15 protein-coding genes are annotated in these 15,144 nt (G+C 70.5%); 10 read left to right on the top strand and 5 right to left on the bottom strand.

Annotation, left to right across the window (positions count from 1 at the left end; genetic code table 11):
- Positions 1–38: 38 nt before the first annotated feature.
- The 4 genes from AC1HIL_RS40200 to AC1HIL_RS40215 all read left to right on the top strand — a co-directional run bounded on the left by AC1HIL_RS40200 (position 39) and on the right by AC1HIL_RS40215 (position 3,872).
- Positions 39–1,112 carry an LLM class flavin-dependent oxidoreductase gene (locus AC1HIL_RS40200; RefSeq protein WP_479669376.1) on the top strand — a complete coding sequence of 358 codons (1,074 nt, stop codon included), beginning with the start codon at positions 39–41 and terminating at the stop codon, positions 1,110–1,112.
- A gap of 15 nt (positions 1,113–1,127) precedes the next feature.
- Positions 1,128–2,237, top strand: a complete 1,110-nt coding sequence (locus AC1HIL_RS40205) for an LLM class flavin-dependent oxidoreductase (protein ID WP_479669375.1) — start codon at positions 1,128–1,130, stop codon at positions 2,235–2,237.
- Positions 2,238–2,268: 31 nt separating this feature from the next.
- Positions 2,269–3,084: a class I SAM-dependent methyltransferase gene (locus AC1HIL_RS40210; protein ID WP_479669374.1), complete on the top strand. Its 816-nt coding sequence runs from the start codon at positions 2,269–2,271 to the stop codon at positions 3,082–3,084.
- Between the two features lie 245 nt (positions 3,085–3,329).
- The gene (locus AC1HIL_RS40215) at positions 3,330–3,872 is read left to right on the top strand and encodes a hypothetical protein (RefSeq protein ID WP_057591196.1); all 543 of its coding nucleotides are present in this window, start codon (positions 3,330–3,332) and stop codon (positions 3,870–3,872) included.
- A gap of 77 nt (positions 3,873–3,949) precedes the next feature.
- Here AC1HIL_RS40215 and AC1HIL_RS40220 read toward each other — a convergent pair whose 3' ends face one another.
- Complete coding sequence (locus tag AC1HIL_RS40220; RefSeq protein ID WP_422098923.1) at positions 3,950–4,330, bottom strand: RidA family protein; 381 nt, start codon at positions 4,328–4,330, stop codon at positions 3,950–3,952.
- 254 nt (positions 4,331–4,584) lie between these two features.
- Between AC1HIL_RS40220 and AC1HIL_RS40225 the strand changes: the two genes are divergently transcribed.
- From AC1HIL_RS40225 to AC1HIL_RS40235, 3 genes are all read left to right on the top strand, one after another.
- Entirely contained in the window at positions 4,585–5,040 is a 456-nt protein-coding gene (locus AC1HIL_RS40225) for a surface-adhesin E family protein (protein WP_479669373.1), read from the top strand.
- Positions 5,041–5,147: 107 nt separating this feature from the next.
- A complete protein-coding gene (locus AC1HIL_RS40230) occupies positions 5,148–5,468 on the top strand; it encodes a hypothetical protein (protein WP_479669372.1) in 321 nt (106 codons plus the stop codon).
- Positions 5,452–6,186: a Fic/DOC family protein gene (locus AC1HIL_RS40235; RefSeq protein WP_413765532.1), complete on the top strand. Its 735-nt coding sequence runs from the start codon at positions 5,452–5,454 to the stop codon at positions 6,184–6,186. Before AC1HIL_RS40230 ends, AC1HIL_RS40235 begins: the two co-directional genes overlap by 17 nt.
- Positions 6,187–6,314: 128 nt before the next feature.
- Here the strand turns inward: AC1HIL_RS40235 and AC1HIL_RS40240 are convergent, their stop codons facing one another.
- Positions 6,315–7,826, bottom strand: coding sequence for a CoA-acylating methylmalonate-semialdehyde dehydrogenase (locus tag AC1HIL_RS40240; protein WP_479669371.1), 1,512 nt, complete (start codon positions 7,824–7,826; stop codon positions 6,315–6,317).
- A 125-nt stretch (positions 7,827–7,951) separates the two neighbouring features.
- On the opposite strand from AC1HIL_RS40240, the gene AC1HIL_RS40245 reads away from it, so the two are divergent.
- The 3 genes from AC1HIL_RS40245 to AC1HIL_RS40255 are packed head-to-tail and all read left to right on the top strand — an operon-like array spanning position 7,952 to position 12,745.
- Positions 7,952–8,896, top strand: coding sequence for a LysR family transcriptional regulator (locus tag AC1HIL_RS40245; protein ID WP_057592669.1), 945 nt, complete (start codon positions 7,952–7,954; stop codon positions 8,894–8,896).
- Positions 8,897–8,954: 58 nt separating this feature from the next.
- The gene (locus tag AC1HIL_RS40250; protein ID WP_479669369.1) at positions 8,955–10,088 is read left to right on the top strand and encodes a metallophosphoesterase family protein; all 1,134 of its coding nucleotides are present in this window, start codon (positions 8,955–8,957) and stop codon (positions 10,086–10,088) included.
- Entirely contained in the window at positions 10,085–12,745 is a 2,661-nt protein-coding gene (locus tag AC1HIL_RS40255) for an AAA family ATPase (RefSeq protein ID WP_479669368.1), read from the top strand. Before AC1HIL_RS40250 ends, AC1HIL_RS40255 begins: the two co-directional genes overlap by 4 nt.
- A 21-nt stretch (positions 12,746–12,766) precedes the next feature.
- Here the strand turns inward: AC1HIL_RS40255 and AC1HIL_RS40260 are convergent, their stop codons facing one another.
- From AC1HIL_RS40260 to pdxR, 3 genes are all read right to left on the bottom strand, one after another.
- Entirely contained in the window at positions 12,767–13,003 is a 237-nt protein-coding gene (locus AC1HIL_RS40260) for a hypothetical protein (RefSeq protein ID WP_057592671.1), read from the bottom strand.
- 118 nt (positions 13,004–13,121) lie between these two features.
- Positions 13,122–13,586, bottom strand: coding sequence for a carboxymuconolactone decarboxylase family protein (locus AC1HIL_RS40265; RefSeq protein WP_057592721.1), 465 nt, complete (start codon positions 13,584–13,586; stop codon positions 13,122–13,124).
- Positions 13,587–13,706: 120 nt separating this feature from the next.
- The gene (gene pdxR, locus AC1HIL_RS40270) at positions 13,707–15,128 is read right to left on the bottom strand and encodes a MocR-like pyridoxine biosynthesis transcription factor PdxR (RefSeq protein ID WP_479669367.1); all 1,422 of its coding nucleotides are present in this window, start codon (positions 15,126–15,128) and stop codon (positions 13,707–13,709) included.
- Positions 15,129–15,144 lie beyond the last annotated feature (16 nt).

Consider the following 15,144-nt stretch of genomic DNA (forward strand, 5'->3'; position numbering starts at 1 on the left):
GCATCGCGCGCTTGCGTCCCGGTGGTGGAGGCACGGCGATGAGCGAACCCACCGAATTCCTCTGGTACGTCCCCAACCAGGTCGTGGCCGGCCATCGCGGCGATGCCGCCGTCGAGGGCCACAACAGCCTCGATACGCTGACCCGGCATGCGCTGGCGCTCGAGGCGCATGGCTGGAAGGGCGCGCTGATCGGCGCCGGCTGGGGCCGGCCCGACACCTTCACGGTGGCGACCGCGCTGGCCGCGTGCACCACCAGTTTCGAGCCGTTGATCGCGATCCGCCCGGGCTACTGGCGGCCCGCGCAGTTCGCATCGGCCGCGGCCACGCTCGACCACCTGAGCGGCGGCCGCGTGCGCATCAACATCGTCTCGGGCAAGGACCAGCTCGCGGCCTATGGCGACAGCGAGGGTGACCCCGCGCAGCGCTATGCGCGCACGCGCGAGTTCATCCACCTGGTGCGCCGGCTCTGGACCGAGGAGGGCGTGACGTACCGTGGCGAGCACTTCGGCGTGGAGAACGCCACCGTGCAGCCGCGCATCGAGGTGCGCGGCACGCGGCGCCATCCGACGATCTATTTCGGTGGCGCCTCCGAGGCGGCCGAGCGGGTGTCGGCGACCGAGGCCGACGTGCAGCTGTTCTGGGGCGAGCCGCGCGACGGCATCGAGGAACGCATCGAACGGCTGAAGGCGCTGAGCCGCGGCCTCGACCGCGATCTGCCGCCGCTGCGCTTCGGCCTGCGGGTCACGACGCTGGTGCGCGACACCACCGAGGAAGCCTGGGCCGATGCCGAGGCGAAGGTGGCGCAGATGGCGCGCGGCGCGGCGCCCGGCGAGCCCGACCGCGCGCAGGCCGTGGGCCAGCGCCGGCTGCTGCAGCTGCACGAGCGCGGCGAGGTGCTCGACGACAACCTCTACACCACGCCCGGCAAGTACGGCGGCGGCGGTGCCGCCACCACCTGGCTGGTGGGCTCGGCGCAGGACGTCGCGCGCTCGCTGCGCAAGTACCAGGCGCTGGGCATCACGCATTTCGTGCTGTCCGACACGCCCTACCTCCACGAGATCCGCCGGCAGGGCGAGCAGCTGCTGCCACTGCTGCGCGATGCCGCGGCGTAACCTTTCCTCATCGCCATGACCTCTACTTTTTCCAGCGGGCCCGGCCCGCGCTTCGGCATCTGGGCGCTGGTGCATGGCAGCCGCGCCGCGCTGCAGGATCCCGACGAACCCTATGACGCCTCCTGGCGGCGCAACCGCGCGCTGGTGCTCGAGGCCGAGCGGCTCGGTTTCGACTCGGTGCTGGTGGCGCAGCACACGGTCAATCCGCACGATGGCGAGAGCGCCCAGCTCGAGGCCTGGACGGCGGCCGCGGCGCTGGCCGCGCTCACTTCGCGCATCGAGATCATCGCGGCCATCAAGCCCTACCTCTATCACCCGGCGGTGCTCGCGAAGATGGCGCTGGGCATCGAGGAGATCAGCGGCGGGCGCTTCGCGATCAACCTCGTCAATGCCTGGAACCGGCCCGAGCTCGAGCGCGCCGGCATTCCCTTCGCCGAGCACGATGCGCGCTATGCCTATGGCCGCGAATGGATCGAGGTGGTGGAGTCGCTGCTGCGCGGCGAGCGCACGCGCTTCGCGGGCGAGCACTTCAAGCTCGACGACTACCGGCTGAGCCCGGCGGGCCTGCACCGTGCGCGGCCGCGCATCTACGTGGGCGGCGAATCGGAGCCGGCGCGCGCGCTGGTGGCCGGTCGCGGCGACACCTGGTTCATCAACGGCCAGCCGCTGGCCGACGTGCAGGCGCTGATCGCCGACTTGCGGCGCCGCGAGCGCCCGGCCGGCTGGGCGCCGCTGCAGTTCGGGCTCTCGGCCTTCGTGGTCGCGCGCGAGACCGACGAGGAGGCGCGCGCCGAGCATGCGCGGCTGCTCGCGCTCGCGGCGCTCGACGCGCCGCTGCGCGCGGCCAACAAACCCAACATCGATCCCAAGGCCGTGATGTTCCAGACCGCGCGGAAGTCGCCGCGCGTGGGCTCGAACGGCGGCACCGCGGCTGAGCTCGTGGGCAGCTACGACAGCGTGGCGCGCCGCATCGAGGCCTTCCACGCGGCCGGCATCGAGCTGTTCATGCTGCAGTTCCAGCCCTTCGAAGCGGAAATGCGCCGCTTCGCCGATCATGTGCTGCCGCGCGTGGCCGGCGCGGCCGCGCGATCGCTCGCGGCACGCGCGGATGCCGCCCTGGCCTGAGAGCGTCCATTTCGAGAAAGAGCAGCGTCCCATGTCCATCGCATCCCTTGTCGCCATGCCCGGCCGTCACTCGGACCGGCGCCGCGCGCTGCTGCTGGGCCTGGCCTCGGCCGCCGTCGCGCCCGTTGCCATGGGCGCGACCGATCCCGCGCTCGCCGCGCTGCAGTCGGCGATCGACGGCCCGCAGCGCAGCGCGGCCAACCGCGCGCGCGACGGCGCGCGGCATCCGCTCGAGACGCTGTCCTTCTTCGACCTGCGGCCCGAGTGGTCGGTGGTCGAGATCGCACCGGGCGGCGGCTGGTACACGGAGATCCTCGCGCCCTTTCTGAAAGCCCGAGGCCGCCTCTACGCGGCCCATGCGCCGGCCGACGGCACGCCCGAGCAGCAACGCGCCCGCGCGGCCTTCGCGAAGAAACTCGCGGACGATCCAGCCCACTACGGCCGCGTGGTGCTCGGCACTTTGCCCACCGGCCGCTTCACCGACATCCATCCGCCGGGTGGCGCCGACGCGGTGCTGACCTTCCGCAACATCCACAACTGGATCGCCGACGGCCATTTCGACGAGACCTTGCGCGCCTTTTACGACGTGCTCAAGCCCGGTGGCGTGCTCGGGGTGGAGGAGCATCGCGCGCTGCCCGGCACCTCGCTCGCGCGGACCATCGACAGCGGCTACGTGGCGCAGGACTTCGTGATCGCGCGCGCCCGCGCGGCCGGCTTCGTGTTCGACGGCGAGAGCGAGATCAATGCCAATCCGCGCGACACGCGCGACCAGGAACGGCGTCTGGGCATTGCCGCCGACGCTGCGCGGGGGCGACGTGGACCGCGCGAAGTACCTCGCCATCGGTGAATCGGACCGCATGACGCTGCGTTTCGTGAAGCCGCGGCGCCTCCGGGTACGGGACATCGTCCGGCGGGCGCCTGGAGTGCTCTGACGGACACGCCTCGGCCCCGAGCGGCCGGGGCACTCCCAAATGTGATCGGCCGTAAGCGCGGCCCCGACGGGGTGCTGCCACCTCCAACAGCATATGGTCGCAAGGCCCGTGGTCTTCGCAGAATCCAGGCTTCTTTGGGACAACCGTCGAGGAGCCGTCAGTGAACGCCACCGTGAAGAGTCATGTCATCCAGATCCTGAAATACGACAGGGCGATCGCGAAGCACAACTTCGCGATCAACAACCTGAGGGTCTGGCCGAGCGCCTACCGTGACGTCGCGCGCGCCGTCGAAACCGGAAAGATCCGGATCGGCACGAACGTCGGGAAGGGCAATGCCGCGGAGTACGACGCCAGATTCGGTGTCATGGACGTGGCGGAAACACTGAACCTGCTCGACGAGCGCGACCGCGCGCTGGTGATCCACGAGGCGACGCATGCGCACCTCGACATGCTGACGCTGGGCAAGCATTCGGGGTACGAGAACGAGGCCATGGGCTATATCGCCGAGGCCCTGTACATCCTGGCGGTCAATGGCCGCGACGTCGGCACGCAGTCGTTCCGGCAGATCGCCAAGGGGATCGCGGCCCAGGTCTTCAAGGGACAGTACGGCATTGCCCAGAAGGACGTCGAGATGCTGACCGCCGACATCGCGAAACAGCGCTTCTATGCCTCGCGGCCGTTCTATGTGAGCGATGGTCTGTGAGCAGGTAGCGGCGAGCGCGGCTCGCTGCCGTCCCGCGCGGTGAGTCGAGGCTGCGCGTTGCCTCTCTTCCCATCCACTCAACCGCGCAGCGCCGTCACCTCGATCTCGATCTTCATGCGCGGATCGGCCAGTCCCGCCGAGATCATCATCGCCGCGGGGCGCACCTCGCCGAAGTACTTGCGCAGCACCGGCCAGCAGGCCTCGAACTCGGCGCCGTTCGGCAGCACATAGGTCACGCGCACCACGTCGCGCAGGCTGGCGCCGGCTTCCTGCAGCGCCGCCTCGATGTTCTTCAGGCATTGCTCGGTCTGCTCGACCACGTCGTCCGAGATGGTCATGTTGGAGTAGTCGAAGCCCGTGGTCCCCGAGACGAACACCCAGTCGCCCGCGACGACGGCGCGCGAGTAGCCGATCTGCTGTTCGAAGGTGGAGCCGGAGCTGATGAGCTTTCTGGTCATGAGTGCGATCCTTTGCAGATTCGGTGGGTCATGCGTTGACGTCATGTCGGAAAACGCCTCGGCATGCGGCCGGCGCGCAAGCTTTGTCCGGCGTCGGGCGGGCCAACGGCATGCTTTCCGCAGGTCCTCCACGTCGGCGTCCGACAAATCCGGCAGACCCCAAACTGTAAATTCCTGTGTCAGCGAACCGGATTCTTCGGTTATTTTCCCTGCCGACCCGGCGGGGCCCGGTCGCGACAACGAGGAGCAAACGCGTGAGGCATTGGTGGCTGGCGGCGGGTCTTTCAGTGGCGGGCAGCCTGGCATGGGCGCAGCCCGCATGGTTCACCGTGGTCGGCGATCCGCTCGACAAGGCGGCCGACACGGTGCAGGTCGATCCGAACCGCATCGCGGCACCGCCGCCCGCGGAAGGCGAAGCCGCGCCCGAGAAGCCGCTGATCGAGATGAACGTGCGCGTGAACCGCTCGGGCCCGCGCTTCAACTGGGACCGCATCCCCTATCGCTCGTACGAATCGCGCGTGGTCTTCGACTGCCAGGCGAAAAGCGCGACCTATGTGCAGGCGCGCTTCTATGCCGAGCCGCTGTGGCGCGGCGAGCCGCACCATGTGGCCGACTACAGGGCCTCGCCCAAGCCGATGCGTTTTCTCGACATGACGCCGAATCCGACGGCGCGGATCGTGCGGGCGGCTTGCCGGATGCGGGCGAGCTGAGTCGGCTGGCCGTCGGTTCGTTGGCAGCATGTAAGTTGTTGATGTAATTGAGGTTTTTGAATAATTTTCGGGCGGGGTGATAAAATGCGGGGGCCATCGACACACCCATGAAACTCCAGGATCGCACGCACACGCCTTCGCGCGCGCACAAGGGGCGCACGCTCCCCCGCGGTCTGGTGCTGCCTGTCAGCGGTGTCGAGGCCTTCGTCCGGAATCTCGCGCACGAGCTCGGTGTGCGCTACACCCGTACACCCGCCGATCAATGGGCGGACACGGTCACGCGGCTGGCGGGCGACGAGGTCCGCTCCGGCGATGTGCAGGACCTGCTCATTGCATTGAAGCGGGCGGGCAAGCTCTCCACCCAGGACATGGCCACCTTGCTGATCAATTACCTGCGCGAACAGAAGCAGCGTGTTCGATCCGTTTAAGGACTTCGACGAGCGGGGCTATCTCCGCAATCTCTACACGGAGAAAGACCCGCAGATCGTCCAGGAACTCGAGCACCAGCTGTTTCGAGCGGGGCTCGATGAAGCGTTGGCGTTCCTCGCGACGCGGCGGACCGTGGCCTACGCGGAGTTCCTGGAAGTTCACAGGATCCTGTTCTCGGCCTTCTACCCCTGGGCGGGACAGGACCGGGCGGCCACGGCGCCCGATTCGGCCGTCTCCAAGGCCGGCACGTGGTTCAGTCATCCGCGCGATGCGCGTCGCGCGGTGGAGGCCGGACTGCGCATGGCCGCCAACCCGCGGCAATTGCGGCAGCGGCCCGGAGAGGTCATGGGGCTGTTCGCCTATGGGCATCCGTTTCTGGACGGCAACGGGCGGACGATGCTCGTGATCCATAGCGAGCTGTGCCATCGCGCCGGTTTCTGCATCGAGTGGCACCGGACACGGAAGGCCGACTACCTTGCGGCACTGAGCGCGGAGATCGCGTCGCCGGGCAAGGGGATCCTCGATGCGTATCTGCTGGCGTTCGTGGGCGTGCCGCAGGAGCGGCACCTGTGGGGCGGCGCGATCGGTGGGCTGCCGGGTCTGAGCGGCCGAGGCATCGAGGACACCGTCGAGGGCGAATACACCGATGAGCAGGTGTCGCAGAAGTACCGCGAGTTCGAGCAGCAACGGGACTACCGCATCGACCCCGACGTATGAAGCAGTCCCCATTCCGTCGTCGGCCCGTGCCATGACCCCCAATGCACGCAGCCGCCAACGGGTTCCCCGGCGGCGGCTGCATTGCCCCTCGAGGGGGCGTTCAATCAGCGAACGAAACGTCGAGTCGCTTACTTTGCCGTAGGCATCACGAACTCCGCCCCCTTCGGCGTGCTCTCGGGCCAGCGCTGCATGATCGACTTCTGCTTGGTGTAGAAGCGCACGCCTTCCTCGCCATAGGCGTGCATGTCGCCGAACAGCGAGCGCTTCCAGCCGCCGAAGCCGTGCCAGGCCATCGGCACCGGGATCGGCACGTTGATGCCGACCATGCCGACCTGGATGCGGCGGCCGAATTCGCGTGCCACGTTGCCGTCGCGGGTGAAGCAGCTCACGCCGTTGCCGAATTCGTGGGCGTTGACGAGGTCGACGGCGTCCTTGAAGTTGGCGACGCGCACGCACGACAGCACCGGGCCGAAGATCTCTTCCTTGTAGATGCGCATCTCGGGCGTGACGTTGTCGAACAGGGTGCCGCCCATCCAGAAGCCGTCGTCGCAGCCCTTGCCGGCCTTGGCGCCGTCGAACTGGCGGCCATCGACCAGCAGCGTCGCACCTTCCTTCTCGCCCTGGGCGATGTAGCCGGTGATGCGCTCGTGCGCGGCACGCGTGACGATCGGGCCCATCTCGGCCTCGAGGTTCTCGCCGTCAAGCACCTTCAGGGTCTTGGTGCGCTCGATCAGCTTCGGCATGATCTTCTCGGCCGCGTCGCCCACCAGCACCGCCACGCTGATCGCCATGCAGCGTTCGCCGGCCGAGCCGTAGCCCGCGCCGATCAGCGCGTCGACCGCCTGGTCGATGTCGGCGTCGGGCATGACCACCATGTGGTTCTTGGCGCCGCCCAGGGCCTGCACGCGCTTGCCGTGGCGCGCGCCGGTCTCGTAGATGTAGTTGGCGATCGGGGTCGAGCCCACGAAGCTGACGGCCTTGACGTCGGGATGCTCGAGCAGTGCATCGACCGCGGCCTTGTCGCCCTGCACCACGTTGAACACGCCGTCGGGCAGGCCGGCCTGCTTGAGCAGCTCGGCGATGCGCAGCGCGGGGCTCGGGTCGGTCGGGCTGGGCTTGAGGATGAAGGTGTTGCCCGCGGCGATCGCCACCGGGAACATCCACATCGGCACCATCACCGGGAAGTTGAAGGGCGTGATGCCCGCGACCACGCCCAGCGGCTGGCGCAGGGTCCAGTTGTCGATGCCGGTCGAGACCTGGTCGGTGAAGTCGCCCTTGAGCAGCTGCGGAATGCCGCAGGCGAACTCGACGATGTCGATGCCGCGGCTGACTTCGCCCTGCGCGTCGGTGAACACCTTGCCGTGCTCGGCGGTGATCAGGTGGGCCAACTCGTCCTTGTGCTGGTTGAGCAGCTCGAGGAACTTGAACATCACGCGCGCGCGGCGCAGCGGCGGGGTGTCGGCCCAGGCCGGGAAGGCGGCCTGCGCGGCGGCCACGGCGGCGGCGACCTGGCTGGCATCGGCCAGGCCGGCGCGGCCGGTGACGGCACCGGTGGCCGGGTTGGTCACGTCCTGCGTGCGGCCCGAGGTGTTGGCGACGGCCTTGCCGGCGATGTAGTGATCGATGGACTGGATGGGCATGGTGCGTGTCTCTCGTGTGAAAGGAGGCGGGAATGCGGGGGATCGAGGGCAGTTTAGGCAGCGAGGCCGCCGCCGCCTAGACGCGAAGCTTGAACTTATTGTTTGCGATAGTGAACAATGGATCCATGAAGACCCAAAATATCGAGTCGCTCTGGACCCACCTGCACTGGCTCACGGTGCTGGCGCAGCAGGGCAGCTTCACGGCGGCGGCGCTGCGGCTCAACGTGAGCAAGGCGGCCATGAGCCAGCGCATCGCCGAGCTCGAGCGCGCGGCCGGCGCCTCGCTGGTGCAGCGCACCACGCGCAGCGTGCGGCTCACCGAGGCCGGCCAGCGGCTGGTGGAGGACATGCGCGGGCCCTTCGAGCAGATTGCCCACAGCTTCGAGGGCGTGCGCGACCTGGCCGGCGTGCCGCGCGGACTGGTGCGCGTCACCGCGCCGGTGGCGCTGGCGCGCCAGCAACTGGTGCCGCGGCTCGCGGCCTTCCTGCGCGCGCAGCCCGAGGTGCGCATCGAGCTCGACATGTCGGACCGCCTGAGCTCGCTCGCGATGGAGGGCTTCGACCTCGCGATCCGCCACACGGCCGCGCCGCCCGACACCCACGTCGCCTGGACGCTGTGCGACACCCGCTCGGTGCTGGTCGCGAGCCGCGCCTACCTGCGCCGCCGCGGCACGCCGCGCGAGCCGCAGGCGCTGGCCGAGCACGACTGCCTGCATTACCCGCGCGCGCAGGAAACGCCGACCTGGCATTTCGAGGCTCGGGCCGCGGCCTCGAAGGCGGCGGTGCAGCGCATCACGGTGCCGGTGTCGGGGCCGCTGGTGGCCAACAACAGCGAGGCGCTGCGCGACGCGGCCGTGAGCGGCCTGGGCATCGCGCTGGTGCCCGACTTCAGCGCGCAGTCGGCGCTGCAGTCGGGCAAGCTGCAGGAGGTGCTGCCGCAATGGCGCTCGGTCGGTGCCTTCGGCGAGAAGCTCTATGCGATCCGTCCCTATGCCACCCATGTGCCGCGCGCGGTGGCCGTGTTCGTGGCCTGGCTGCGCGAGACGCTGGCCGAGGGCTTCGACGCGTGAGCGAAGCACCGACAATGCAACGCCACGGCGCGAGAGCGCCGCACCCTCCCATCCTTTCATGACACGTTTTCTTCATACGGCCGACTGGCAGATCGGCCGCCAGTTCGCGAGCTTCGACCCCGAGCACGCGCCGATCCTGGCCGAGGCGCGCATCGCCGTGGTCGAGCGCCTCGCCGCGCTCGCGCTCGAGCACCGGGTCGACGCGGTGCTGGTCGCGGGCGACGTGTTCGATGCCCAGACCGTCTCCGAGCGCACGCTGCGCCGGCTGTTCAATGCACTGGCCGCCTATTCCGGCCCCTGGCTGCTGATTCCCGGCAACCACGACGCCGCGCTGGCCGAGAGCGTGTGGACCCGCGCGCAGCGCCTGGGCGCGGTGCCGTCCCACGTGCATCTGCTGCTCGCGCCCGAGCCGCGCCTGTTCGAGGCCCAGGGCTTCGCGGTGCTGCCCGCGCCGCTCGCGCAGCGTCACACCTACAACGACCTCACGGCCTGGTTCGACGAGGCCGACACGCCCGCGGGCTTGCTGCGCATCGGCCTCGCGCATGGCAGCGTGCAGGGCTTGCTGTCGGAGGACATCGACTCGGCCAACCCGATCGCGCCCGAGCGCGCGGCGAGCGCACGGCTCGACTACCTCGCGCTCGGCGACTGGCACGGCTGCAAGCGCATCGACGCGCGCACCTGGTACGCGGGAACGCCCGAGCCCGACCGTTTCAAGGACAACGGCTCGGGCCAGGCGCTGCTGGTCGAGATCGACGCGCCCGGTGCCGAGCCGCGCGTCACGCAGCTCCAGGTCGGCCGCTTCCGCTGGCAGGCCATCGCCGGCGTGCTGCAGGTCGCGACCGACGTCGATGCGCTCGAAGCGCAGCTCGAGGGGCTCGATGCGCACGACGTGGTCGACCTGCGCGTGCAGGGCCGCATCGACCTCGTGGGGCTGCAGCGGCTGCAGGCCACGATCGGCCGCGCGGAGGCGCGTGCACGCCATCTGCAGGCAGACCTGTCGGCGCTGCGGCTCGAGCCCACCGACGAGGACATCGCCGGCCTGCGCGCCGATGGCTACCTCGGCGAGGTGATGCAGGAACTGCGCGAGGCCCAGGCCGGCGCCGACCCGGCGCAGGCGCGCATCGCGCAGGACGCACTCGCGCTGCTCGCGGCCGAACTCGCGCGCGGCGCGGCGGAGGGGGCCCGGCCATGAAGCTGCAGATCACCCGCTTGCGTGTCGAACAGCTGCGGCGCTTTCGCGCGCCCTTCGAGCTCGATGGCTTCGAGCCCGGGCTCAACATCGTCGCGGCCGCCAACGAGGCCGGCAAGAGCACGCTGGTGCGCGCCATTCGCGCGGCCTTCTTCGAACGCCACCGTTCCACCCAGGTCGAGGACCTGCGCCCCTGGGGCGAGGGCACGGGCGCCGCGCCGCAGGTCGAACTCGACTTCCTGCTCGACGGCCAGCCGCACCGGCTCATGAAGAGCTTCCTCGCGAAGAAGCGCTGCGTGCTCGATGCCGGCGCGCGCAGCCTCGAGGGCACCGAGGCCGAGGACCACCTGGCACAGCTGTTCGGTTTCTCGTTCGCGGCCAAGGGCGCGAGCCGGCCCGAGAACTGGGGCATTCCGGGTCTGCTGTGGGTGGAGCAGGGACGCGGCCAGGAGCTCGACGTGAGCCATGCGCGCGACCACCTGCACGATGCGCTGCGCGACCCGGCCGGCGATGCCGCGGCGCCGCTGGCCGCGAGCGGCGGCGATGCGCTGCTCGACAGCCTGCGCGCGCAGCGCGACGAGCTGCTGACCTCGACCGGCAAGCCGCGCGCCGCCTATGCCGAGGTCATCGAGCAGGCCGCCGCGCTGCAGGCGCAGCGGGCCGCGCTCGATGCGCAGATCACCACCTACCGCGAGCAGGTCGACCAGCTCGCGCTGATGCGCCAGCAGCACCAGGCCGACGAGACGGCCCGGCCCTGGGATGCGCTGCGCGAGGAACTGCAGGCCGCGCAGACGCGCAACGAGGCGCTGCAGGCCGGCCAGGCGCAATTGCTTGGCGACCGCGCGCGGCTGCGGCAGTTGCAGGAAACGCGCGACCTGCTCGCCAAGGCGCTCGAGGGCCTGGCGCAGCAGCAGGCGACGGCGCAGGCGCGCGAGCGGGCCGCCGACGAGGCCGAGCGCCAGTTGCGCGAGAGCGACGAGGCCGTGGCCCAGGCGCGCACGCAGGCCGATGCGGCGCAACGGCGCGTCGATGCCGCACGCGAGGCCTGGCGCGCGGCGAGCCAGGAAGCGCAGCGGCGCGGCCTGCAGCAGCAACTGCAGCAGGCCCAGGCCGAGGTCGTGCGCCATGCCGAGAACCTCGCGCGTGCCGAGGAAGCGCAGGAGCGGCTCGCGGCCCTGCGCGCCACGGCCGCCTCCACACCGGCGATCCAGCCGGCCGAACTCGATCGGCTGCTCAAGCTCGAGCGCGCCGAGCGCGATGCCGACCTGCGCCGCCAGGCTGTCGCCACGCGATTGCAGTTCGTGCTGCCCGAAGGCCAGGCGCTGCGCCTGCAGGCACGCGGCGAAAGCCACGAGTTGCGCGCCGAGGGCGAACGGCTCGTCGATGCGCCCGCCACGCTGCACCTGCCCGGCGGCGGCCAACTGATCATCACGCCCGGCGGCAACGATCTCGCGGGCCTGGCGCGCCAGCATGCCGATGCGCGCGAGGCGCTGCAGGCGGCGCTGCGCTCGCTCGGCGTGGACGAGGTCGCGCAGGCCCAGGCGCGGCAGCGCGCCGCGGCCGACCTCGAGGCCCAGACCCGGCTCGCGCAGCAGGCGCTGGCGATCGTCGCGCCGCGCGGCATCGACGCGCTGCGCGGCGAGCATGCCCAGGCGCAGGCCCGCCATGCGGGCGCGCAGGCCGCGCTCGAACGGCTGCCCGCACCGCCCGCGGGCGAGTTGCCCTCGATGGAAGAGGCCGAGGCCGCGCAAGAAGCCGCCGTGGCGGCCGAGCAGGCGCTGCGCAAGATCCTGGGCGAGGCGCAGCGCCGCCAGTCGGCCGCGCAGGGTGCGAGCGAGGCGGCTCGGCGCGAACTGGCCGCGGCCCAGGCCACGCTGGCCGACTCGGGCCGCCAGCAGCGCCAGGCGCAGGCGAACCAGCAACTGCTGGCCGCGAGCGCCGAGGCCGATGCCCTGGCCGCGCGCATCGATCTCACCGAGACCGAATTGCAGGCCGCGCGACCCGACATCGTGCTGCAGGACATCGAGCGGCTGCGGCGCAGCATCGAGCAACTGATGCGCGGCCACCAGCAACGGCGCGAACAGCTGCTGGTGCTCGAGAGCGCCTTGCAGCAGTCCGGTGCCCAGGGCCTCGAGGAACAGCGTGAGGCGCTGGCCGGCCAGCTCGCGCAGGCGCAGCGCCGGCAGGCCGACCTGCAGCGCCGTGCCGAGGCGCTGTCGCTGCTGTGCCGCAAGCTGGAGCAGAAGCGGCAGGCCACGCTGACCCGGCTGCAGGCACCGCTGCAGGCGCGCATGCAGCACTACCTGCCGTTGCTGATGCCCGGCGCCACGGTCGAGATGGATGCGGGACTCGCGCCCGCCACGCTCACGCGCGCGCGCCTGGGCGGCGCGGTGGAGAGCGGTCAGTTGCAGGAGTTGAGCTTCGGCGCGCGCGAGCAATTGCGGCTCATCAGCCGCTTCGCCTATGCCGACCTGTTGCAGGAGGCGGGTCGTCCGACCCTGCTGATCCTCGACGACGCGCTGGTGCACAGCGATGCGCCGCGCCTGGCGCAGATGAAGCGGGTGCTGTTCGATGCGGCGCAGCGGCACCAGGTGCTGCTGTTCACCTGCCATCCGGAGGATTGGCGCGACATGGGGGTGGCGCTGCGGCCGCTGGCCTGAGCGGTCTTGGCCCGGCTGGCCTTACTTCGCCAGCCCGACCGGCATGCTCGCCAGGGAGATCTCTTCGGGTTGCGTCTGCACCGACACGGCCGACACGGGTGCCTGCGCCACGGCCGCCCGCTCTCGTTGGACCGCGAGGTAGAGGCAGCCCATCGTCACGACCACCACCACCAGCGACACGAGCACGGTCCATGTGGCGAGCGATGCCTCCTTGGGGCCGCCGCCGTCCGTCATCCAGTTCTTTTGCGCCACAGCCATTTGGGAACCTCCGGGAATATGGCGGGAATGATCGTGGCGGGGGCTCGGGGCGGTGCGTCGGACGGCGCCGATGAGGCCTGTAACTGAATGCCTCCTGCGCGTGGGAGCGGCCGCCGCTTCAGGCCTTGGCGGCGGCCACGGCCGCGGCCGGCGTGGCGCGGAAGGTCACGCCAAGGCGGTTGAAAGCATTCATCAGGCCGATGGCATAGGTCAGGTCGACCAGTTCCTTCTCGCTGAATTCGGTTCTGGCGGCCTGGTAGTCGGCATCGGGCACGCCGGTGTCGGCCACGCGGGTCACCGATTCCGACCAGGCCAGCGCGGCGCGTTCGCGCGCGCTGAACACGGCGCCGGCCTCGTGCCACACCGGCACCAGCACCAGCTTGTCGACGGCGAGGCCGCCCTTGAGCAGGTCGCGCGAATGCATGTCGATGCAGTAGGCGCAGCCGTTGATCTGCGAAACGCGCAGGTAGACGAGGTCGACCAGTTCCTTGGGCAGGCCGCTCTTCTGGAGCGCGGCGTACACCCCGCCGAAGGCCTTGTAGCCTTCGGGCGAAACCTTGGCGTAGTCGATGCGATGGGTCATGACGGAATCCTCTGGATGCGATGTGGCGATGAAGGACTTCATGGTGCCCGTGCTTGGCATAGTTCGAAAGAGCCAAGATCGGCCTTGTGCACTAGGCCATGATCCGGCCTTCCCGCTCGCTCACAGCAGCTTCAGGATCCGCTGCGCCAGCGCCTCGGCCGTGGCCTGCGAATCGACGTTCGTGAACCCCACCATCAGCGCCGGCGCGATGTCCCGGTCGACGGCCCAGTCGGTCAGGGCCTCCGCGAACAGGCCTTCCTCGCGCATGCGCGCGACCAGCCTGCGGTCGGAGCGCCGGCCCTGCAGCCGCAGGATCAGGTGCATGCCGCCGGGCTGTTCGTCGATGCGCACCCTGGCGCCGAGCACGCGCTCGAGGCCGGCGCGCGTGGCATCGCGGCGCTCGGCATAGAGCCTGCGCATGCGCTGGATGTGGCGCGCGAAGTGGCCCTCGGCGATGAAGTCGGCGACGATCGCCTGCGTGAGCTGCGGGCTGCCGCCCGCGAACATCGACAAGGCCCGCTCGAAGCGCCCGACCTGCGCCTCGGGCACGACGAGGTAGGCCAGCCGCAGGCTCGGGAACAGCACCTTGCTGAAGGTGCCGGCATAGATCACGCGGCCGTCGCGGTCCAGGCTCTTGAGCGCGGGCAGCGGACGGCCGGCATAGCGGTACTCGCCGTCGTAGTCGTCCTCGACGATCCACGACCGGTTGCGCCGGGCCCAGTCGAGCAGCGCGAGCCGGCGCGGCAGCGACAGCGAGACGCACAGCGGGCTCTGGTGCGCGGGCGTGACCACCGCGGCGCGCGCCTTCGGGGCGAGCCGCAGGCCTTCGTCCACCACCAGGCCCTCGGCGTCCACCGGCACCGCCACGCCCGCGAGCCGCATCGCCGCCAGCAGTTCGCGCGTGGGCGGATAGCCGGGGTTCTCGAACCACACGCGGTCGGCCGGTTCGAGCAGCGCCTGCGCGACCAGCTCGAGCGTGTGGCGGTAGCCCGAGGTGAGGAAGACCTGCGCGGGTGCGCAGTCGATGCCGCGCGACACATGCAGGTAGGCGGCGATCCCGGCGCGCAGCGCGGGCAGGCCCGGCACCGCCGGATGCGTCATGTCGATGGGCTGCATCGCGCGCGCGGCGCGTGCGCCGAGTCGTGCCCAGATCTTGCGCGGGAAGACGTCGAGCGCGGGCAGGCCCATCTGGAACGGCAGGATCGAATCGGGCCGGAAGCTCGGCGCGTAGGGCCTGGCCGCGGGCGCGGGCCGTTCGCGCGCCAGGGGCATGCGCGGCCGCAGGCCCGGCGACACCACCGTGCCCGCCTGCCCGCGCGCCTGGATGTAGCCCTCGGCCGCGAGCAGGCCGTAGGCGGCATCGATGGTGCCGCGCGCCAGGCCCAGCTCCTGCGTGAGCGCGCGCGCCGAGGGGATGCGGTCGCCCGGGTTCAGCGTGCCGTTCGCGATGGCGTTGCGAAAGCGTTCGTAGATCTGGCGGTAGAAGGGCTCGGCGGATCCGCGGTCCAGCGGGGGAAGGGTGCCCTTGCTGCCGGCGGCCATGGCGTGCGGCGCCCGC

This window comes from Variovorax sp. ISS6, assembly GCF_056523145.1.